This window comes from Glutamicibacter sp. HZAU (assembly GCF_004100365.1).
Lineage (GTDB): Bacteria > Actinomycetota > Actinomycetes > Actinomycetales > Micrococcaceae > Glutamicibacter > Glutamicibacter nicotianae.
Genome location: NZ_SCKZ01000007.1, coordinates 101,222 through 121,874, shown reverse-complemented (window position 1 = coordinate 121,874; position 20,653 = coordinate 101,222). Strand labels below are relative to the sequence as shown.

Below are 20,653 nucleotides of genomic sequence, written 5' to 3'. Positions count from 1 at the left end.
ACGTTGCGAGAGAACTCGAAAGCTTAGGCTTCTGCCGGAGCTTCCTCGGTAGCTTCGCCACCGTTCTCTTCGAGCTTTGCACGCAGAGCTTCGACAGCGCGGGCAGCAGCGGAAGCTGGAGCCTGCAGCACTGCTGCAACGCGGGCGAGCTGAGTTTCGCGGGATTCCAGCGCAGCCAGAGCAGCGATGCCGCTCTGATCCAGTGCCTTGCCTTCGAACCAACCGGTCTTGATGACCAGCTTGTCGTTAGTCTTGGCGAATTCCGTGAGGCTCTTAGCGGCAGCAACTGCGTCGCCCTTGATGAAGGCGATTGCGGTTGGACCAGAAAGCTGCTCATCGAAAGCATCGATGCCAGCGTTCTTCGCTGCGATTGCGGTCAAGGTGTTCTTCACGACTGCGTACTTGGTCTCCTGACCAAGCGAGCGGCGCAGATCCTTGAGCTGTGCAACGGTAAGCCCACGGTATTCGGTCAAGACAGCCGCCGACGAATCGTTGAATTCCGCAGTGATTTCTTCAATCGCTGCAGTCTTGCTTGGGGTTGCCATAACACTCCTTCCGGGGATTTGTTCGGTACCGTTTCAAAACCGGCGAGGCCATAAAAATAGCCCCGCGCAGGAGCACAGGGCGTTTCAACTTATTCAAAGTCAAAAAATCTATGTAACCTGCGTTGGTCATCCTTGCGGATCCTTAGGAACAAATGGAAACCAGATGCTCAACCGACGGTCTTCGGTAGTTCCAGTTTATAGGAGCAGTCGACGCGACAGCAAATCAATGCCGGAAGCATCCCCATGATCCTGGTCACTGGGAAGATAAAAAATTAGAATGGCGGGACTCGTTTGCCCGCGCTTGGGGAACACTGGCAACAAGCCCCGCCGACATGAAAGTCTTGGGGAAACTTTCGTGCCTCGCCCGCGTAGGGCCTTGGGGGATCCATACGCGGACGACCGAATACTCGGTAGTCAAAGCTTATCACCGGCGGCCGCCCGGCATGAAACGCAGACATGCTTTCGTGTGCCGGCAGCGAAGGAATTTATTGGCTTAAAAGTTGAGGGAGCATGCCGAATTTCGACATGCTCCCTCAAACTAGCTAGCTACTAGGCTTAGGCCTCAACGCGGGTTACGTTCGCGTCAACAGGAATACCTGGACCGAAGGTGGTAGCGATGGTTGCCTTAGAGATGTAGCGGCCCTTCGAAGCCGAAGGCTTCAGGCGCAGAACCTCGTCCAGGGCTGCTGCGTAGTTCTCGGTCAGCTGCTTTGCATCGAACGAAACCTTGCCAATGATGAAGTGCAGGTTCGAGTGCTTGTCGACGCGGAAGTCGATCTTGCCGCCCTTGATGTCGGTGACAGCCTTGGCCACGTCCATGGTCACGGTGCCGGTCTTAGGGTTTGGCATCAGGTTACGAGGACCCAGAACCTTACCCAAGCGGCCAACCTTGCCCATGAGGTCAGGGGTTGCAACTGCTGCGTCGAAGTCGGTCCAGCCGCCCTGGATCTTTTCGATCAGGTCGTCCGAGCCAACAAAGTCGGCGCCAGCTTCACGAGCTGCTTCTGCCTTGTCGCCGTTAGCGAAAACAACCACGCGGGCGGTCTTGCCGGTGCCGTGTGGAAGGTTCACGGTACCGCGAACCATCTGGTCAGCCTTGCGTGGGTCAACACCCAAGCGGAAAGCAACCTCAACGGTCGAGTTTGTCTTGTCGCCTGCGATCTCCTTGGCCAGGGCGATTGCCTCGGCTGGAGCGTAGAACTTGTCCGCGTCGATCTTAGCCGCGGCGGCTACGTATGCTTTGCTGCGCTTTGCCATCTGCGTTATCTCCTTATGCAGTCGTGGTCATATGGACCGCGCCCGGTCCTGCCACGGGCGAATCGATCAACGGATCGAAACGCCTTAGATTAAATTCTTTGTTGCTGTTCACGAGGTGAATAGCGGAAGGCGCAATTAGCCTTCTACGGTCACACCCATGGAGCGGGCGGTGCCGGCGATGATCTTGGCTGCAGCAGCCAGATCGTTGGCGTTCAGGTCAGCCATCTTGGAGCTGGCGATTTCCTCAACCTGTGCCTGGGTCAGGTTGGCGACCTTGTTGGTGTGCGGGACACCCGAGCCCTTGGCGATGCCAGCGGCCTTCTTGATCAGCTCAGCTGCAGGCGGAGTCTTGGTGATGAAAGTGAACGAACGGTCTTCGTATACGGTGATTTCAACTGGAATCACGTTACCGCGCTGCGACTCGGTCGCTGCGTTGTAAGCCTTGCAGAATTCCATGATGTTGACGCCGTGCTGACCAAGGGCTGGACCGATTGGAGGAGCTGGGTTAGCAGCACCTGCCTGGATCTGCAGCTTGATGAGTCCGGTGACCTTTTTCTTTGGGGCCATGTCGGGTCCTTCTACTCTTGCGTTTCCCGCAGCACAGGAGCGTGGTACGGGGATCTGGCTGTCGTGGCGCGACAGCCAACCGTGCTCTCACATCGATAAGCGACCGATATGGAGCACGAAGACTTAATACTACTGGATCTTGGTGACCTGGTTGAAGTTCAGGGTCACTGGGGTTTCGCGTTCGAAGATCGAAACCAGCACGACCAGCTGAGCGGCATCCAGCTTGATTTCCGAGATGGTTGCCGGCATCGTCTCGAACGGTCCGTCGTTCACGATGACCGATTCGCCAACTTCGAAATCAACCGTGACCTCAGTAATTGGAGCACGGCCTGGCTTCGAAGCCGAAGGCTGCTCTACCGGATCAACGATGGTGTGCTCCAGCATGGAGAACACTTCATCAAGGTTCAATGGGTTTGGATCGTGGGCGTTGCCAACGAATCCGGTAACACCTGGAGTGTGGCGAACAACACCCCAAGAAGCATCGGTCAGTTCCATGCGAACCAGGACGTAGCCCGGAATGCGCACGCGGCGAACGATCTTGCGCTGAGTGTTCTTGACCTCAACGACCTCTTCCATCGGAACCTGGATATCAAAGATGTACTCATCCATGTCCTGGGTCTGGATACGGGTCTCAAGGTTGACCTTCACACGGTTTTCATAGCCAGCGTAGGTGTGGATCACAAACCAGTCACCCGGAAGCCGACGGAGCTTAGCGCGGAATTCTTCCTTGAGCTTTGCTACGTTGTCTTCGGCTTCGTTGTCTTCGCCTTCAGCTTCTTCAGCTTCACCTTCGGAAACCTGAGCGTCTTCAGCGTCCTGTGCTGGTGCTTCGGTTGGGTCGATGCCAGCTTCAACAGCTGGCTCTACCTGATCGCCGGCGGCTTCAACGAACTCGTTATCGACCTCGTCATTAATCTGCGGTTCGAGTTCCTTGTCGGACACTGCAGCTCCTGCTTTCTTTGACTGAATGACACTAAATTGCCTCGGGGTAATCATACCGCCGAGGCAACAAAATTACTGTTCTACCTTGTTGGTGAACAGGAGGATCGACCCCTGCCCGAAGACGAAGTCCAGGGCCGTCACGATCAGCATCACCACGACCACGAAACCGACAACAACCAGGAAGTAATTCACCAGTTCGCTGCGGGTCGGGGTGACGACCTTCTTAAGTTCTGCGATTACCTGACGGAAAAACAAGAAGATCCGGGCAAAGAAACCCAACTTCTGTCCACCCTTACCGGAGCTGAGAGCAGATTCGGTCATGTTCTTCCTCGTTTCAAAAATTTGGCCAGTTGAAACAATCACGGTGTGCCATAGTCTATTCGACTGCAACACACCGTGATGAGATAATTCGCTAAGCGATAAATCGCTATTGCGCAGGGCAGACAGGACTCGAACCTGCAACCTGCGGTTTTGGAGACCGCTGCGCTACCAATTGCGCCACTACCCTTCGGAGCTTTTTACCGCTCCCACCTAGAACATCTTAGCGGATAAAACTTTCTGCTTTGTCCGTTGCGATGTCTCGGCAACGAGAAATAACTTTACGCAACGAAATCGGAAATGTCGAACTGACAACCTCCGGTGTGGCGCAGAACGCGTTCCCGGACCCCGATCTGTACCATATTTTGTCATTTTCAAGATTGTGATGCTGAAGTGCAAGGTCGCAAACTAAACTGAGGTGTAACAGCTGTCTCCATAGATTTCAGGACGAATCCCCAATGTCTCGCATTTCTCGCCGCATCGGCGCAATTTCCGAATCCGCGACTCTCGCAGTAGATGCCAAGGCGAAGGCTCTTAAAGCAGCAGGTCGACCAGTCATCGGTTTCGGTGCCGGTGAACCTGACTTCCCAACCCCTGACTATATTGTTGAAGCAGCGGTCAAGGCCGCCCAGGATCCGAAGAACCACCGGTACTCCCCTGCTGCCGGTCTTCCCGAGCTGCGTGAAGCAATCGCCACGAAGACCATGCGCGATTCGGGCTACGCATTGAACGCCAACCAGGTTCTGGTCACCAACGGCGGCAAGCAGGCGGTGTACAACACGTTTGCCACGCTGCTTGATCCAGGCGACGAGGTCATCGTTCCAGCTCCCTACTGGACCACCTATCCTGAAGCCATCCAGCTTGCCGGAGGCAAGGCTGTATCGATCTTCGCCGGTCCGGAGCAGGGCTACAAGGTGACCGTTGAACAGCTTGAGTCCGTGCTGACCGAGCGCACCAAGGTGCTGCTGTTCGTTTCCCCATCGAATCCGACCGGTGCGGTGTACACCCCAGAGCAGGTCCGCGAGATCGGCCAGTGGGCCGCAACCAAGGGCCTGTGGGTCGTTACCGATGAAATCTACGAGCACTTGACCTACGGCGATGCCTCTTTCAGCTCCATCGCGACCTTGGTTCCGGAGCTCGAAGATCGAGTTGTCATTCTCAACGGCGTCGCAAAGACCTACGCCATGACCGGCTGGCGCGTGGGTTGGATGGCAGGTCCACTGGATGTCATCAAGGCGGCCACCAACCTGCAGTCCCACGCAACCTCGAATGTTTCCAACGTCTCGCAGCGTGCCGCCTTGGCAGCCGTGGCCGGGCCGCTGGATGCAGTCAACGAAATGAAGGTCGCCTTCAACCGCCGCCGGCTGGCCATCGTCGAGTCGCTGAACGCAATTGACGGTCTGCACTGCCCAACCCCGGAGGGCGCGTTCTACGCCTATTCGGACGTGCGCGGATTGCTGGGTCGCGAGATCCGCGGAGTTGTGAACAACACCAGTGCAGAACTGGCGGCCTTCATCCTGGAGCACGCAGAAGTTGCCGTCGTTCCAGGTGAAGCGTTCGGCCCGTCCGGATACATCCGCATGTCCTATGCGCTCGGTGATGCAGACCTTGAAGAAGGCGTCGCGCGGATGGCCAAGCTGCTGGGCGAAGCCAAGTAAGCGAGACTCACCACGCAAGAAGCCGGGGAATCCACCACGATCATGGATTTCCCGGCTTCATTGTTTTTCCGCATTGCTGTTCAGAGGATCTTGCGGTCAACGGCCCAACGGGTGAGCTCATGCCGGTTTGATAGCTGGAGTTTGCGCAGCACATTTGAGACATGGGATTCCACGGTCTTCACTGAGATGAACAGCTCCTTGGCAACTTCCTTATAGCTGTATCCGCGGGCGATCAGTCGCATGACCTGCAATTCACGGTCGGACAGCAGATCGAGTTCTTCATCAATTTCCGCCACCGGCGCGCTGCTGCCAAAGGCGTCCAAGACGAACCCTGCCAAGCGTGGCGAGAACACGGCGTCTCCCCCGGCCACGCGCCGCACCGCATCAGAAATCTCCGCCCCGGAAATGCTCTTGGTGACGTACCCGCGGGCACCGGAACGAATAACCGTCACGACGTCCTGCGCCGCGTCGGAAACGCTCAATGCCAGAAAGCGCGTTGATCCCAGCAGCCCGGTGCAGCCCTTGAGCACTTCGGCCCCGCCGCCGCCACGGCCGCCGGGCAGATGCACGTCCAATAGCACCACATCCGGCTGCTGCGCGCTGATCACCTCAATGGCGTCTTCCACGGTGCCGGCTTCGCCGACAATCTCGATATCCTGGGCCAAATCGGCACGTAATCCGGAGCGAAAGATCGCATGGTCATCCACCAGCACTACTCGGTACAGCCCGGAGGCGTTTTCTGCGCTCATATTCCTATTCTTCCTCCATGTCCAATGGCATGCTCAGCTGCACTTCAGTTCCGGATGCGCCGCTGCGGATCTTCGCCGTGCCGCCTGCGCGTTCCATACGGCCAATAATTGATTCCCTGATGCCGTGACGATCCGCCGGTATTCCTTCGATGTCAAAACCGGTGCCGCGGTCGCGCACATACACTTCTACTTGCGCGGCCGAGCATTCGATGAAAACTGAAATCTTGCCATCAGCATGCTTGGCCGCGTTCATCATGGCCTCGCGGCTAGCGGCCACCAGTGCCTGCTGTCCGGCAAAGCCCTGCGCATTGCCTACCGAAACGACTTCAACATCGCGCAAGAGCAACTGTTCAATGTGGCTTGCCTCGTGCTGGATCTCAACGATGACATCTTCGTCATCAAGGTCGTGGTTGCCATACAGCCATTGGCGCAGTTCACGTTCCTGGACACGTGCCAGGGTCCTCACCGCAGCCGGGTCTTCACTGCGTTTTTGAATCACCGCCAAGGTTTGCAAAACCGAATCATGCAGGTGAGCGACGAACTCGGCTCGTTGGGCCGCAGCCTGTCGCGAGCTTCGTTCAGCGATGAAATCCCGCCATAGCCGGGTGCCCCAAGGAAGCAAGACAACGGTCGCGCCGACAATAATCGCCAAAGCCGCCCATAGGCCGCCGAGCAGGTCCGCGGCACCGACAATGTTTCCCAGCAAGGCCAGCAGCCCGCCGATAACCAGGACCAGCCCAAAGCCCAAGCGCAGCAGCAACGGCAGGGCCAGACGTTTCCTGCCCTTGGTGATCCCCTCATCGAATTGGATCCAGGCCAGCACAATGCCAGCAATAATGGACAAGGAAGGCCAGATCAGATCCCAGCGGATATTCCAGCCGGTCCATTGCCCGAAGGCCAGGACGGCGAGCGCCAGCAAGCCCGCACCGATTAGCGTGTCACGCCAGGTGGAGTTCCTTTCCCACCCGTCGCGTGGCCGGAAAATGCCTTGCTGCACTCGGTTCATCTCTTCAGCAAGGCTGCGAGACCTGGTGCCCCAGGAGCGGAGCTCGTCCGCGTGCGCTTCTTCTGCGCTCGGGACGAATACCCAGAGCCAGGCATAGAGCAGTATGCCGACGCCGCCTAAAACGGACAGTCCCAGAAAACCCAGCCGGACGTACTTCAGCGGCAGATTCAGATGCTCCGCGAGGCCGCCGCAGACACCAGCAACGAACCGGTTTTCGCTGCGAACCATCAAACGTCGTTCAGGACTTTCCATGGTTCTAAGTCAAGCACGTTCTTGGCGATTCTTCGCGGTTGATCACCGGATCTAGGGGCACCCCTAGGGGAAGTTCAGGGTATCCCCTCATAGCGCTGGACCCCGGCAACGCGAGAACATTGAACTATGAATAACGAAGGGTCTCAACGTCGTCGCGGCATATACGAACAGCTGCGCAAATCACCGGTCACCCGCCAGGACTCGCAGTGGCTCGGTGGCGTCGCAACTGGCGTGGCCGATTATTTCAAGGTCGATGTGGTCCTGATCCGCGGCATCTTCGTGGTGCTCGGTGTCCTCGGCGGCTTGGGCATGGTGCTCTACGGTCTGGCTTGGGCGTTGCTGCCTGATGCCGCTGGAACGATGCATCTGGAAAGTGCAGTGAATCGCAACTGGACCAGCGGCATGACCGGCGCAGTCATCATCTTGGCGGTGGGCATCTTCCCGGCTCCCTGGTTCCTGGATTCGCTGGCACCGATCTTGTGGCCCGTGGCAATTGTCGCGGCCATCGCATTCATCATCTTCAGCAGGAAAAACACCCGATTTGCGCGGCCGGACGGGGCCCGAAAGACGGCGCCAACCGGTACCAGTCCTGCCGCCTCGCCCAAGCCTGCCAGCAAGACCACGGCGCTGGAGCATCCATGGCGTGGAGATGGCACCCAGAGTTTCAAAGCAAGCGCGGCGAACCGGTTCGCGTCCGGTAATCCAGATGCGCCAACCAAGGAGCACCCCATGAGTTCAGATGATTCTGGCCCCACACGCCAGCACGAGAATAGCTACTCACCAGATCCTGCATACACCAAGGCCTACAACCCCAAGGTGAATCGCAAGCCGATCAGCCACCCGATTCCGGGATGGCTCGGAACGACCGTCTTCGGCCTCACCGTGCTGGTGATCGCTGTGGTCATGCTGGCCGATTACTTGGATATCGTTGCTTTGCCTGGTTCGGGCTGGACGGTGGCCTTGGCTTGCGGACTGCTGCTGGTTGGGCTCGTCATAGTCCTGGCCGCCCTTTCCGGGCGCACCAGTGGAGGCCTCTTGGGCTTGGCAATTCCTCTGCTGGTGTTGACGGTGATCTTCTCTGTAACGTCCTTCGGTGATTCAACCCGCGGGTTCGTTCGCTCTGCTACCGGAGACGACAGCCAGTACAGTGCAGCATTCAGCAGCTCCACGGTAGACCTGACCCACTTGGGCACGATTACCAAGCCCACTACGGTAGAGATCGACTCCGTATTTTCCAAGCTGGACCTGCTCCTGCCGGAGAATGTTCCGGTGAAGGTCCAGACCGAAGGCGCGTTCCTGTCCGGAATGGACTTGGAGCTGCCTCAGGATCTGCGGTCCTTGCCCGGCGATGCACCAATGCTGACCGTTGAAGTCGACGGCGCTTTTTCCTCCTTCTCCACCAGTGTGGATGCTCCCACCATCCTGAACCCCAGCAACAAGGATTTCTAAGGACTGAGCTTCATGAATACTTCTTCTACTCCAGCTAGGAAGTTCCCTACCGGAACCTTGGTCTTCGGGCTGATCATGATCGTTGTCGCCCTGGCATCGCTCAGCCGACTGGTTCTGCAATGGAGCTTCGACATGCCGTTGTTCTTCATCACCATCGTCGCCTTGGCTGGTGTCGCCATGATCTTCTCCGGTCTGGCTGCAGCCGGCAAGGCCCGGAAATCCGCAGCTGAACCGCCGCTCCCCCCGGACCCCAACCTCTAAGTTTCCATGCTTTTCCAACTATTAGGAGTTATCTGATGGACGCATTCTTCAACTCGCTTCGTTCCATGCCCCTTCGCCGCGGGCCAGGCCGCTTGGCCGGTGGAGTCGCCGGAGGCATTGCCGACAAGTTCGGATGGGATGTCACCTTGGTGCGCATTGCGCTGCTGCTTTCGTTCCTGCTTCCGGTCATGGGCATTGCCGCATATATTCTGGCGTGGATCCTGATCCCGGCACAGGACAACACCATCGTCTTGCAGAACTGGCTGCGCAAATTCTAGGTTCTGTTCCCGGCCGGCCAGCTTGGCGCCATGATCCGACTAGGGCGGGTCTCACGCACTTCCGTGACGTGAGACTCGCCCTAGTGGCTTTAAGCACGTACAATGGCACGCAGAGTAGATGCTCAATGGCGCGCGGATATTGAATGACATCCGAATGGAAATCCTTGCTGTCGCAGCTAGATCGGGAGCCTGCTTGGTCCAGTTGCTGCACAAGGCTTTCCCTTTACTAAGCGAGGGCCAATGCGCATTGGAATCATGACCTCGGGCGGCGACTGCCCAGGTTTGAACGCTGTCATCCGCGGAGCGGTACTGAACGGCATCAAAAGCTACGATTACGAGTTCGTCGGTTTCCGCGACGGCTGGCGTGGCGTCAAGGAAGGCGACTTCTTTGATCTTCCCCGAACCGCTGTGCGCGGCATCGCCAAGCAGGGCGGCACCATCTTGGGCACCTCGCGCACGAATGCGTTCGAGGGTGATCTCGGTGGCGCCGAGAACATTTCCAAAGTCCTCAAGTCCAATGGCATCGATTCGCTGATCGCCATCGGCGGCGAAGGCACGCTAGCCGGCGCCCAGCGCCTCTGCGAGGCGGGCCTGCCTATCGTTGGCGTTCCCAAGACCATTGACAATGACCTGGACGCCACGGACTACACCTTCGGTTTCGATACCGCCAACCAGATCGCCGTCGAAGCCATCGACCGCCTGCGCACCACCGGCGACTCGCACCACCGCTGCATGGTCGCTGAAGTAATGGGCCGGCACGTGGGCTGGATTGCCCTGCACGCGGGCATGGCATCCGGTGCGCACGCCGTGCTCATCCCAGAGGTGTCCACCACCATGGAGCAGATCTGCCAGTGGGTGAACGAAGCCCATGAACGCGGACGCGCCCCATTGGTAGTTGTCGCCGAAGGCTTCGTGCCCGAAGGCATGGAAGAGGCGTTCTCGGTACGCGGCCTCGACTCCTTCGGCCGTGCTCGTCTCGGCGGCATTGGCGAGATGCTCGCGCCAGTGATCGAGGAACGTACCGGCATTGAAACGCGTGCAACCGTGCTGGGCCATATTCAGCGCGGCGGCGTGCCTACCGCTTTCGACCGTGTCCTTGCCACCCGGCTGGGAATGGCTGCTGTGGATTCCATTCACGCCGAGGCCTGGGGGACCATGGTGGCCCTGCACGGCACGAAGGTGCTGCGTGTGCCTCTGCGAGCCGCCTTGAACAACCTCAAGCGCGTGCCCATGGAACGCTACGAAGAAGCCGCCGTGCTCTTCGGCTGATCATGGAAACGCAACAAGGGCGTGGGGTGAAATGCATTGGATATGCATTTCACCCCACGCCCTTGTTGTTGGCTTCTAGCCTTGGGGCGGGGTCCTCAGGAACCCGGTAAAGCGCCCAGCCACCTGGCCGGCATCGGTAGCCACGATGACGTCCTGCGTAGCCGGATAGCTCGTTTCGCCGTCAATCACTGACAACACCGCTTCCGGGTCAACGTTGCGCTTGACCACGGCCAAGGCAATGGGGCCTGCTTCATAATGCAGGGTCGCGGAAGTGATCCGGCCTACCGTGCGTTCGCCCAGCTTCACTTCGGCCCCGGCGGCTGGCAACGTGTGCATGGAACCGTCAAGGTCCAGGAAGACCAGTCGGCGCGGCGGGTGGCCGATGTTGTGCACGCGGGCAATCGTTTCCTGGCCCTTGTAGCAGCCCTTGTTCAAATGCACCGAAGTACGCAGCCAGTCCAGCTCGTGGGGAATGGTCTTGTCGTCGATCTCAGCGCCGAAACGCGGTTCCCACGCGGCAATGCGCAAGGCTTCGACAGCCATCATGCCGGCTAGTTCTTCGTCAGCTACGGCTTCGGCCAGCTTTTCCAGCTCCACGATGTGCAAGAACCATGGACGTTCCTTGCCTGGGTGGTCTTCGCGGGAATAGGCCCAACCGCCCTGGGTAATGCCCGGCCATGGGTTCTCCCAGACCAGCGATCCAGCAGTGCCGATCTTGCGAGTAGCTGCCAGAACGCCATAGCTGGAGGAAAGGTCATTCACCTCAACGCGCAGCATGAAGCGCATCGAGTTCAAGAACTGCTCCAACGCTGCCCCGGCGCCCGGTTCAACAATCAGCAGCAAACGGTCTTCGGTGGCGAGCACCTTCATCTCGTGCTCAATGCGACCCTGAACCGAAAGCAGCAGCGCTTGGGTGCTGTCCCCTGGCTTCAGATGGGAAATTCGCTGGCTGCTGAGCGTATCGAGCCAGCTCTGGCGATCATCGCCTCGGATCTCGACAACGTCGAAGTGGCTCAGATCGGCAATTGCCTGGCCCTCGGCGAGCTTGCGTGCTTCACGGGTCGGAGCGCCGTAGTGGGCTGCGACACCGGCATCAACACCGCCAGCTTCCACAGCCCCAGCGCGATCGAGCAAAATTGAACGGTATCCAGCGGCCATGATCAGTTCGCCGTTCCTTCGGCCGTGACGCGCTTGAGCGCCGCGGAGGCGTGCGCCTGGAGGTCCATATTGCCCTTGGAGACATCCCAGCGCCAGAACAGCTCGCCATTGACCAGGCCGTAGATGCGAGTGGACGATGCGTAAGCCTGGGCGTTCTTGCTGCGCAGCAGGCTCTCGGTGGCAAGCTGAATACGCGGCCCATCAATCAGGCCGTAATACAGCTCTGAGATGCCATCAGGCCGGACGATATGCGCCTGGATCTTGAAGCCGTCCTCGGTGTGCAGCTTCTGCACATCGTCAGCCGAACGCAATACCGGGAAGATATCCCCCGGCACCATGCCAGGACCCGCATCGGCATCCTGCTGTTCGCGGTCCAGCGACCAGAATCCGGATTCAACCGCCAGGATGCGCATCTTCGTGCCATCGGCTTCTGTCAGCCAGGCTTCGCTGCGGTATTCAAGGTAAGGGCCGCCAAGGTCGCGGAAAATGACTTGCTGCCAGAAGTACTCGTCCTCGGCTTCGCCTTCGCCAAGACGGCCGGCACCTTCCCAGGTGCCAATGAGCCAAGCGAAAGGTACAAGTTCCGGGGTGAGGTCCGTAGGTAGGTCAAAGGCCATGGACTACTCGCTCCTAATTCAGTTAGTGATGAAAAGAAAACAGCGCACACGTTGTTGTGTGCGCTGTTTCTACTTCTGGCCCTGGAAGAGGCGCTTCACTACCAGGCCCGCGAACCCGGCCATTCCGAGACCGGCGATCACTACAAGTGCCTGGAAGAAAATTTCGATTGCAAGGTAATTTTCATTCATGGCTTCATCTTAGCGTGCGAGCCCGGAGAACTTCGACACGCGTGACGCAGCTTGCATCATATTTGAACCGCTCACCGTTAAATGAATGCCAGAACTTCCATCGCATACCAGCTGACAGCACCGCTCATCAGCAAGATGGCGCAGGCCAAGCCCAGGATTCCACTCAGATTGCGCACGCTGCGGCTGACCAAAGCCAAGGCGCGTAACGAACCAACCAGCAGTCCTGCCAGCAACCCGAGGATCGCACCCTGGTACCAAAGCAGATCCATGGGCAACGCACTGGACGCCGCGCCCAAAGCTGCAGCAACCACAGGTGCAAGAATCATCGTCATCCGGTTCGGAAGTCGGGTTGCGGACACCGCACCAGCCCCGAGCAGCGCGACCACGGTGATCACGGTCAACCCAAAGCCGTATGGCGCGTAAGCGCTGGCGGCCCAGGCAGACCCGAGCACACCCAGGACAATGCCAGTCACACCGGAAACCACGCCGGCCAACCGGCCTTCGGCTTCTGCACCGCGCAATACTTGGCTGATAAATACCAGAAGCACGCCAACCGCGATGACTTCGACGCTATGTGACATCATCGACCCGCCCGGCAGGAACATGGCCAAGGCCGTGGCAGCCAACGAGCATAGCGCCAAGATGATGGTGATCGGCCATGGCGCATCGGAGCGAACCATGCGGGGCCACGTATAGGCGAAAATCAGCTGCAATACCGCGGTGAGCACACCCATCAGCCAGCTCATCGAATTCAGACTTGCGACAACGACAAGCAGTGCTGCTGCAACGAGCCCACTGAATAAAACCTTGATTCTCAAATTCCGATTCCTGACGGTAATGTGTCCGCACTTGCGTGTTCACATGCGTGCTTCAACTGATTCATTCCTTATACTGTGACACGTAAAAGTGATTTTTTCGCAACTATCTGGCAGGAGGCAGACCGATTGGCTCACCTACTGCTCCTAAGTAATCATGCCGAAAATGCCGCTGAAGTTCTTCCGGCACTTGAACTGTTGATGCACGAGATTTCATTCTTCCCTGCAACCACAGAGTCGCTGAGCCAACTCCCGGAATGCGATGCGCTCATTCTCGATGCCCGCACCGATCTGATTCCGGCTCGCTCTTTGGCACAGCTCTTGCACGCCAACTTGAATCTCCCCTTGCTGCTGGTTGTCAGCGAGGGCGCACTGGGCATTTTGAATTCGGACTGGCACGCGACGGATTTCCTGCTGCCTTCCGCGATTCCTGCCGAACTTGATGCACGCATCCGTCTGATGCTCTCAGGCGCATCGGCGCCTGCCCCGGCGCAGGTCGAGCCCGAAAGCTCTTCGGGCCTGCGCATCGATGAGTTGAGCTACACCGCCCGTATCGATAACCGCATGCTGGACCTGACATACAAAGAGTTTGAGCTGCTCAAGTACCTCGCGCAGTTTCCCGGTCGAGTCTTCACCCGCGAGCAGCTGCTGCATGAGGTGTGGGGCTACGACTACTACGGCGGCACCCGTACCGTTGACGTGCATGTGCGCCGTTTGCGCGCGAAACTCGGCACCGATCATGAGCAGCTCATTGGAACGGTGCGCAACGTCGGCTACCGCTTCCACGCCGAATCATAACTTTCGGATAACTCCTACCCACTTCCCACATCTTGCGACTATCGTGAAATGCATGAGCGAACTGCCACAGAACACTGTTTCCATTCAGCACGTCCCGGGTGAGCTTGATGAACGGGTACTGTCCGACGTGCGCCAGCTAGCACTCGATGCGCAGGAAGCCGATGGCAATCCGCCGTTGAGCGATCAGACCCTGGTGGCCTTGGCAGCCGATGAATCAAACGGAAATCTAATTGCACTGCTCGCTGAAGCTGGTGAAGGTGCGGATTCCACGTTGGCCGGTGTGGCTGTCGCGGTTCGGGAATCCGAGGAGCACCCTTGGGTCCTGGAACTGGTGGTCCACCCTGAGCATCGTCGGGCCGGTATTGGCCGCGCCCTGTTGGGCAAGCTCGGCGAGCTGCTGGACCTCTCGCAAATCCAGGCGTGGGCGCACGGCGACCACGAGGCGGCCAAGAAGCTGGCCGCCGGCGTAGGACTGAACCGCGTACGCGAGCTGTTCCGGATGCGCCGCGAAGGCACCGATTATTTGGAAGAATCCCCGATTGACCGCCGCATCACGGTTCGCACGTTCCGCGTTGGCGAGGATGAGCCGCAGTGGCTGGAAGCCAACGCCAAGTCCTTCGCCCACCATCCCGAGCAGGGCTCGCTGACCCTTGACGACCTCGAAGCACGCATGTCCGAGGACTGGTTCGATCCAACCGGTTTCTTCCTCGCATTCGATGCGGAGGAGAATCTGCTCGCCTACCACTGGACCAAGATCCATCCTGCCTCCGCTGACGCGGCACGTCCCACCGGCGAAGTCTATGTTGTCGGGGTGGTTCCCGAGGCGCAGGGACTGGGCTTGGGCCGTTCCTTGACCACCACCGGCGTCAACTACCTGCTTGAATTGGGCGTTGATGCGGTGATCCTGTACGTCGATGCCGATAATGAGGCAGCGGTGAAGCTCTACCGCTCGCTGGGCTTCACACTTTGGGATGCCGACATCATGTACGGTCCGCAGAAGATAGACTAGGGGTATCGGCAGTTCCGATTATTTCGGGACTGCCACTAGCGGTGTCTTTAGCGTCCACTTGCAGGAAAGAAGTGAGTTCAGCAGATGAATAGCTACCCCAAGGAAACTGGTACTCAACTACGCGATGTCCCTTCTTCGAAAGTCAACGAGGACCGCATAGAACCTGCCGATTCGTTGCCGGACTTGCATCCTGATGGCGGATTCAAAAATGAACGTTTCCTTGACCGCGAGCTCAGCTGGCTGCACTTCAACGCCCGTGTCCTGGAACTGGCCGAAGACACCGATCTGCCATTGCTGGAACGCGTGAACTTCCTGTCCATCTTCGCCTCGAACCTCGATGAGTTCTTCATGGTTCGCGTTGCCGGGCTGAAGCGCCGCATCCACGCAGGACTGGCAGTGCCAGCGGCAAACGGCATGAACCCGGTAGACCAGCTGGAGCTGCTGCTCTCCTCGGCCCACGCACTGCAGACCCGCCACGCCAAGGTCTTCGCCGACTCGGTCTACCCGGATTTGACCAAGCAAGGGATCCGCATCACCACATGGGAAGACCTTTCGGCCTCCGAACGAGAACTGCTTTCCAAATGGTTCGTTTCCCAGGTGTTCCCGATACTCACCCCGCTGGCCGTTGACCCCGCCCACCCGTTCCCCTACATCTCCGGCCTCTCGCTGAACTTGGCCGTGGTAGTCCGCAACCCATTGACCGGCAAAGAACTCTTCGCCCGCTTGAAGGTGCCGGACACCATCGCCCGCCTGATCAGCATCGACGGCACCCGCGCTGCGCACTCGTCGCTGCGCACCGCCCGCTTCATCCCGCTCGAAGCGCTCATCGCGGTACACCTGGAGCTGCTGTTCCCCGGCATGGAAATCGTTGAGCACCACTTCTTCCGCGTGACCCGCAACGAAGACCTGGAAGTTGAAGAAGACGATGCAGAAAACCTGCTGCAGGCGCTGGAGAAGGAATTGCTGCGCCGCCGCTTCGGTCCACCGGTTCGCCTGGAGGTCGCCGATGACATCAACCCCGAAATCATGGAACTGCTCACCCGCGAACTAGGTGTGGAAGAGGACGAGGTCTTCAAGCTTCCCACGCCGTTGGACCTGCGCGGCCTCGGGGTCATCGCGTCGCTGGATCGTTCCGAGCTGCACTACACCAAGCATGTCGGCCATACTTCCAACTACCTGAACGAATCGGAAACTGCCAAGGCCGCCAATGTGTTCGCGGCCGTACGCCGCCGCGACATCCTGCTTCACCATCCCTACGATTCCTTCTCCACCAGCGTGCAGGCCTTCTTGGAACAGGCCGCAGCTGACCCGAAGGTCATGGCCATCAAGCAGACCCTGTACCGCACCAGCGGCGACTCGCCAATTGTCGATGCGCTGATCGACGCGGCAGAAGCCGGCAAGCAGGTCCTGGCCCTGGTAGAAATCAAGGCGCGCTTCGATGAGCAGGCCAACATCTCCTGGGCTCGCAAGCTGGAGCAGGCCGGAGTGCACGTGGTCTACGGCATCGTTGGCCTGAAAACCCACTCCAAGCTCTCCCTGGTGGTTCGCCGCGAAGGCGACAAGCTGCGCCGCTACTGCCATATCGGCACCGGAAACTACCACCCGCGCACCGCGCGCTACTACGAGGATTTCGGCTTGCTCACCTGCGACGACGAGGTTGGCGAGGATATCTCCAAGCTCTTCAACCAGCTCTCGGGCTACGCCCCGCGCTCGACATACAACCGCTTGCTGGTTGCTCCGCGTTCGGTACGCACCGGACTGCTGGCGCACATCGAGAAGGAAATCGTCAACGCCACCGCGGGCAAGCCGGCGAAGGTCGTCATCAAGGTCAACTCGATCGTGGATGAAGCCATCATCGATGCGCTGTATCGGGCCAGCCAGTCAGGCGTCAAGGTGGAAGTCATTGTTCGCGGCATCTGCGCCCTGCGCCCGGGTGTCCCCGGACTGAGCGAGAACATCGAAGTGCGTTCCATCCTTGGCCGTTTCCTTGAGCACAGCCGCGTGTTCATGTTTGAAAATGGCGGAGATCCACTGGTGTACATCGGCTCCGCCGACATGATGCACCGCAACCTGGACCGGCGCGTGGAAGCCCTGGTTTCGCTGCGCAACCCGGAAGACATCGATCGCATGATCACACTGCTGGCCCGCTACATGGATGACAAGACCGCTTCCTGGCACTTGAACTCCGATGGAGAATGGATCCGCCATTACCAGGACGAGGATGGCAAGCCGCTCTCCGATGTCCAGTTCTGGCTAGTAGAAGAACATGCCCGCCGACGGAACAGTGGACGTAACAGCTAGTGAACGAATCAGAGCTGCGCGATACCCGCACCAGGGCTCGTGACATCATCCGATCCTCAGACGCCGAGGAAATCCGCCTTGGCGAATACGACATCGTGGCTGCCGGGGCGATCCCCTGGAGGCTGAAGGACGGCAAACTGCAAGTTCTCTTGATCCACCGTCCCAAGTACGACGACTGGTCCTGGCCCAAGGGAAAGCTGGACCAGGGCGAATCCATCGCAGAGTGCGCGTTGCGCGAGGTCCGCGAGGAAATCGGGTTGCGCATAACCTTGGGCATCCCGCTTTCGGCCACTGCCTACACAGTCGGGCAGAAAACCAAGGTCGTCTACTACTGGGCGGCCAAGACCGATCCGCAGACGGTGCTCGAACCCGACGGCGCAGAATGCGACGAGACGCGCTGGGTCAGCCCCAAGAAAGCTGCCGGGATGCTGTCCGCGGCCACCGACAACCAGCCGCTGGACGACCTGGTGCGGGCCCATGACGCTGGCGTGCTCGATACGCACCCGGTGCTGATCGTCCGCCATGCCAAGGCCAAGCCGCGTGGCAAATGGACGCGCGCCGAGGGCGACCGCCCGCTGGCGGCGACCGGACGGCGCCAAGCGCAGGCTGTTTCGCGGATGCTCGAAGCGTGGAAGCCTATGCACGTGGCTTCTTCGCCGTGGATGCGTTGCGTACAGACGATTACGCCCTACGCAGCCTTGCACGCGTTGAACCTCAAGAGCATCAAGGCACTGACCGAACATGCCGCCACGCGCAAGCCGGAGCGAGCCCGCAAGGCCGTGCAGAAGCTGTTCGACAAGTACCGTTCCCAGGTGATTTGCACCCATCGGCCGGTGCTGCCTTTCGTGCTGGAGGTTCTCGCAAAGAACTCCACCGCTGAACTGGCCCAGGCGCTGCCGGATCAAGATCCCTATTTGGAACCAGGATCCTTGATCGTTGCACAGCAGGTCCAAGCCGGCAAGCCGCGCATTGTCTCATTCGAGATCCACACGCCGTACCACGACTAGCCTCAGCGGCCGCTGCCCGTCCAATGCATGCCGTGCATAGGTGTTCTCTCATGGCTTGGCGCAACCCGTTGCATCTGGCTCCGATTAGGGATAAGACTGTAAATAGGACACACGTCACAGCCGAGAATGAGGTAATGCCATGACTGCCAAGCAGCCGCACCAGCCAGTCGAGAAGATTGTGCACCATGGCCTGCGTCTGGATCACGACGCGAGCCGTGGCCGCTATTCTCTGTGGCACGGTTCCACTTTCGTCGGCTTCCTCGGCTACCACGAAGAAGACGGGATCGCCACGATTCAGCACACCATCGTCAATGAGGAATTCGGCCGCCGCGGATATGCTCGTGCCCTGGTGACCCTGGTTCTGGACAAGTTCCGCGACGAAGGGCTGAAGATCATTCCCGAATGCAGCTACGTCCAGGACTACCTGCACCGCTACCCGGAATACAACGACATGGTGGTTTCCGCCAGCTAGCCTCGAATGCGAGCAGGGTCATCCTTGCGCCTTGTTCCGGCAGCATCCCGAGTGATCTAAACTGGAACGTGTGAATAAGCCAGCGCCGACCACCAGCACGACAGGTATGATGACGAGTTCAATCGCGACCCCCTATGAAGATCTGCTTCGAGACGTGCTGGAAAACGGCGCCTCCAAGGAAGACCGCACCGGAACCGGAACCCTGTCGGTATTCGGCCGCCAGATCCGCTTCGATCTGAAGGATTCTTTCCCGCTGATCACCACCAAACGGGTGCACTTCAAGTCTGTGGCTGCCGAGCTCCTGTGGTTCCTGCGCGGCGAATCCAACGTGAAGTGGCTGCAGGACCAAGGCGTTCGCATCTGGAACGAATGGGCTGATGAGCACGGTGAACTCGGCCCGGTCTACGGCGTCCAATGGCGCAGCTGGCCAACTCCCGAAGGCGGCCACATTGACCAGATTTCCCAGCTGGTCGACTCGTTGCGCAATAATCCCGACTCCCGCCGCCATATCGTCTCGGCGTGGAACGTCGCAGAAATCCACAACATGGCGTTGCCGCCATGCCACGTGTTCTTCCAGTTCTACGTCGCCGATGGCAAGCTCTCCTGCCAGCTCTACCAGCGCAGCGCAGACATGTTCCTGGGCGTGCCCTTCAATATCGCCTCCTATGCCCTGCTCACCCGCATGCTGGCGCACCAGCTGGACCTGGAACCAGGCGAGTTCATCTGGACCGGCGGCGACGTGCACATCTATACCAACCACTTGGAACAGGTCCAGGAGCAGCTCTCCCGCGATCCTTACCCATACCCGACGCTCAGCTTCAATTCCAAGCCAAAGTCGATCTTCGACTACACGCTGGAAGACTTCAGCGTCAACGACTACCAGCACCACCCCACCATCAAGGGCACCGTAGCCGTATGACCCGCAATCCGCGCCACGCGCACGAGGTGCAACCGCTGATTGGCGCCATTTGGACCCAAGCCGAGAACGGCATCATTGGCGCTGGCGGCGCCATGCCATGGCATGTTCCCGAGGATCTGGCCCACTTCAAGCGCACCACGGCAGGCCATCCGGTAATCATGGGCCGCGCCACATGGAATTCTTTACCGGCGAAGTTCCGCCCCCTGCCAGGCCGCACCAACATCGTGCTGACCACTCAGGCCGATGCACATGGGCAACTGCGCAAGGATGGCGCAGTTCCCGTCTCTAGCCTGGAAGAAGCCATTGCCCTGGCACAGCGCAGCGAAGGCGGCGAAGAAGTCTGGATCATTGGCGGCGGCAAGGTCTACGCACAGGCACTGGACCTGCTGGACCTCGCAGTGGTCACCAAGCTTGATGTCTCCCCCGAAGGAGATACCTCCGCGCCGTCGCTCACCGCCGACTTCGCTCTCGGCGCTTGCGATCCATCCCAAGATTCGGAAGCTGCCCGCTGGCATGCTTCCTCCACCGGTACCCGCTACCGCTTTGAAACCTGGCTTCGCCAAAAGGACTAGAACGACCATGAAAAAATACATCGGAGAGCTCAAGCAGCACCCCGAGGCACTCTTCATTCTCGGATACATGCTCTTCCCGCTGCTGGCATTGGTAGTGGCCGTACTCGGCTTCTTCATGGTTCTGGGCGGCCACAAGATTTTCGGACTGATCCTGTTGCTGGTTCCCACGCAGATCTTCATCTTCTCGGCGATGTGGGCGATCAAGAACCGCAAGCTGCTGCTTGAGGAAAAGTAAAACTTTCGCT

Annotated in this window: 23 protein-coding genes and 1 tRNA gene; 13 read left to right on the top strand and 11 right to left on the bottom strand. The window is 59.0% G+C overall.

Annotation, left to right across the window (positions count from 1 at the left end; translation table 11 throughout):
* Nucleotides 1–23 precede the first annotated feature (23 nt).
* The 6 genes from rplJ to EKH49_RS12520 form a co-directional block, all read right to left on the bottom strand.
* Nucleotides 24–545 (bottom strand): 50S ribosomal protein L10, encoded by a 522-nt coding sequence (rplJ, locus tag EKH49_RS12545; RefSeq protein ID WP_128471115.1) that lies wholly within the window; start codon nucleotides 543–545, stop codon nucleotides 24–26.
* Nucleotides 546–1,100: 555 nt separating this feature from the next.
* Nucleotides 1,101–1,802, bottom strand: a complete 702-nt coding sequence (rplA, locus tag EKH49_RS12540; protein WP_128471114.1) for a 50S ribosomal protein L1 — start codon at nucleotides 1,800–1,802, stop codon at nucleotides 1,101–1,103.
* A gap of 135 nt (nucleotides 1,803–1,937) precedes the next feature.
* Nucleotides 1,938–2,369, bottom strand: a complete 432-nt coding sequence (gene rplK, locus EKH49_RS12535) for a 50S ribosomal protein L11 (protein ID WP_038992213.1) — start codon at nucleotides 2,367–2,369, stop codon at nucleotides 1,938–1,940.
* A 129-nt stretch (nucleotides 2,370–2,498) separates the two neighbouring features.
* Nucleotides 2,499–3,311: a transcription termination/antitermination protein NusG gene (nusG, locus tag EKH49_RS12530; protein ID WP_201739611.1), complete on the bottom strand. Its 813-nt coding sequence runs from the start codon at nucleotides 3,309–3,311 to the stop codon at nucleotides 2,499–2,501.
* Between the two features lie 72 nt (nucleotides 3,312–3,383).
* Complete coding sequence (gene secE / locus EKH49_RS12525; RefSeq protein ID WP_038992215.1) at nucleotides 3,384–3,632, bottom strand: preprotein translocase subunit SecE; 249 nt, start codon at nucleotides 3,630–3,632, stop codon at nucleotides 3,384–3,386.
* A 114-nt stretch (nucleotides 3,633–3,746) separates the two neighbouring features.
* Nucleotides 3,747–3,819 (bottom strand) — tRNA-Trp (locus EKH49_RS12520).
* A 268-nt stretch (nucleotides 3,820–4,087) separates the two neighbouring features.
* Here EKH49_RS12520 and EKH49_RS12515 point away from each other — a divergent pair.
* Entirely contained in the window at nucleotides 4,088–5,287 is a 1,200-nt protein-coding gene (locus EKH49_RS12515; protein WP_128471112.1) for a pyridoxal phosphate-dependent aminotransferase, read from the top strand.
* An 80-nt stretch (nucleotides 5,288–5,367) separates the two neighbouring features.
* On the opposite strand, the gene EKH49_RS12510 is transcribed toward EKH49_RS12515, so the two are convergent.
* Together EKH49_RS12510 and EKH49_RS12505 are read right to left on the bottom strand one after the other, a co-directional pair.
* Nucleotides 5,368–6,036 carry a LuxR C-terminal-related transcriptional regulator gene (locus EKH49_RS12510; RefSeq protein WP_066140762.1) on the bottom strand — a complete coding sequence of 223 codons (669 nt, stop codon included), beginning with the start codon at nucleotides 6,034–6,036 and terminating at the stop codon, nucleotides 5,368–5,370.
* 4 nt (nucleotides 6,037–6,040) lie between these two features.
* Entirely contained in the window at nucleotides 6,041–7,294 is a 1,254-nt protein-coding gene (locus EKH49_RS12505; RefSeq protein ID WP_128471111.1) for an ATP-binding protein, read from the bottom strand.
* A gap of 126 nt (nucleotides 7,295–7,420) precedes the next feature.
* Here EKH49_RS12505 and EKH49_RS12500 point away from each other — a divergent pair, with 126 nt between their 5' ends.
* From EKH49_RS12500 to EKH49_RS12485, 4 genes are all read left to right on the top strand, one after another.
* Nucleotides 7,421–8,743 carry a PspC domain-containing protein gene (locus EKH49_RS12500; RefSeq protein ID WP_128471110.1) on the top strand — a complete coding sequence of 441 codons (1,323 nt, stop codon included), beginning with the start codon at nucleotides 7,421–7,423 and terminating at the stop codon, nucleotides 8,741–8,743.
* A gap of 12 nt (nucleotides 8,744–8,755) precedes the next feature.
* Nucleotides 8,756–9,004, top strand: a complete 249-nt coding sequence (locus EKH49_RS12495) for a hypothetical protein (RefSeq protein WP_128471109.1) — start codon at nucleotides 8,756–8,758, stop codon at nucleotides 9,002–9,004.
* Between the two features lie 35 nt (nucleotides 9,005–9,039).
* Nucleotides 9,040–9,282 carry a PspC domain-containing protein gene (locus EKH49_RS12490; RefSeq protein ID WP_128471108.1) on the top strand — a complete coding sequence of 81 codons (243 nt, stop codon included), beginning with the start codon at nucleotides 9,040–9,042 and terminating at the stop codon, nucleotides 9,280–9,282.
* A 240-nt stretch (nucleotides 9,283–9,522) separates the two neighbouring features.
* Nucleotides 9,523–10,551, top strand: coding sequence for a 6-phosphofructokinase (locus EKH49_RS12485; protein ID WP_128471107.1), 1,029 nt, complete (start codon nucleotides 9,523–9,525; stop codon nucleotides 10,549–10,551).
* Between the two features lie 75 nt (nucleotides 10,552–10,626).
* On the opposite strand, the gene ygfZ is transcribed toward EKH49_RS12485, so the two are convergent.
* The 3 genes from ygfZ to EKH49_RS12470 form a co-directional block, all read right to left on the bottom strand.
* Nucleotides 10,627–11,709 (bottom strand): CAF17-like 4Fe-4S cluster assembly/insertion protein YgfZ, encoded by a 1,083-nt coding sequence (gene ygfZ, locus EKH49_RS12480; protein ID WP_128471106.1) that lies wholly within the window; start codon nucleotides 11,707–11,709, stop codon nucleotides 10,627–10,629.
* A 2-nt stretch (nucleotides 11,710–11,711) separates the two neighbouring features.
* The gene (locus EKH49_RS12475) at nucleotides 11,712–12,326 is read right to left on the bottom strand and encodes an FABP family protein (RefSeq protein ID WP_128471105.1); all 615 of its coding nucleotides are present in this window, start codon (nucleotides 12,324–12,326) and stop codon (nucleotides 11,712–11,714) included.
* A 266-nt stretch (nucleotides 12,327–12,592) separates the two neighbouring features.
* Entirely contained in the window at nucleotides 12,593–13,261 is a 669-nt protein-coding gene (locus EKH49_RS12470; RefSeq protein WP_038992227.1) for a hypothetical protein, read from the bottom strand.
* Nucleotides 13,262–13,459: 198 nt separating this feature from the next.
* On the opposite strand from EKH49_RS12470, the gene EKH49_RS12465 reads away from it, so the two are divergent.
* The 8 genes from EKH49_RS12465 to EKH49_RS12430 all read left to right on the top strand — a co-directional run bounded on the left by EKH49_RS12465 (nucleotide 13,460) and on the right by EKH49_RS12430 (nucleotide 20,643).
* On the top strand, nucleotides 13,460–14,128 hold the full coding sequence (locus EKH49_RS12465; RefSeq protein ID WP_128471104.1) for a winged helix-turn-helix domain-containing protein: 669 nt from the start codon (nucleotides 13,460–13,462) through the stop codon (nucleotides 14,126–14,128).
* 52 nt (nucleotides 14,129–14,180) lie between these two features.
* Nucleotides 14,181–15,137 (top strand): mycothiol synthase, encoded by a 957-nt coding sequence (gene mshD, locus EKH49_RS12460; protein ID WP_066140780.1) that lies wholly within the window; start codon nucleotides 14,181–14,183, stop codon nucleotides 15,135–15,137.
* Between the two features lie 84 nt (nucleotides 15,138–15,221).
* On the top strand, nucleotides 15,222–17,438 hold the full coding sequence (locus EKH49_RS12455) for an RNA degradosome polyphosphate kinase (protein WP_128471103.1): 2,217 nt from the start codon (nucleotides 15,222–15,224) through the stop codon (nucleotides 17,436–17,438).
* The gene (locus tag EKH49_RS12450) at nucleotides 17,438–18,445 is read left to right on the top strand and encodes an NUDIX hydrolase (RefSeq protein ID WP_236641147.1); all 1,008 of its coding nucleotides are present in this window, start codon (nucleotides 17,438–17,440) and stop codon (nucleotides 18,443–18,445) included. The genes EKH49_RS12455 and EKH49_RS12450 overlap by 1 nt, the downstream gene beginning before the upstream one ends.
* A 139-nt stretch (nucleotides 18,446–18,584) precedes the next feature.
* On the top strand, nucleotides 18,585–18,917 hold the full coding sequence (locus EKH49_RS12445) for a GNAT family N-acetyltransferase (RefSeq protein ID WP_066140787.1): 333 nt from the start codon (nucleotides 18,585–18,587) through the stop codon (nucleotides 18,915–18,917).
* A gap of 109 nt (nucleotides 18,918–19,026) precedes the next feature.
* The gene (locus EKH49_RS12440) at nucleotides 19,027–19,836 is read left to right on the top strand and encodes a thymidylate synthase (protein WP_128471170.1); all 810 of its coding nucleotides are present in this window, start codon (nucleotides 19,027–19,029) and stop codon (nucleotides 19,834–19,836) included.
* The gene (locus EKH49_RS12435) at nucleotides 19,833–20,408 is read left to right on the top strand and encodes a dihydrofolate reductase (RefSeq protein ID WP_128471102.1); all 576 of its coding nucleotides are present in this window, start codon (nucleotides 19,833–19,835) and stop codon (nucleotides 20,406–20,408) included. The genes EKH49_RS12440 and EKH49_RS12435 overlap by 4 nt, the downstream gene beginning before the upstream one ends.
* Before the next feature lie 7 nt (nucleotides 20,409–20,415).
* Nucleotides 20,416–20,643, top strand: a complete 228-nt coding sequence (locus EKH49_RS12430) for an NF038396 family protein (RefSeq protein ID WP_038992232.1) — start codon at nucleotides 20,416–20,418, stop codon at nucleotides 20,641–20,643.
* Nucleotides 20,644–20,653 lie beyond the last annotated feature (10 nt).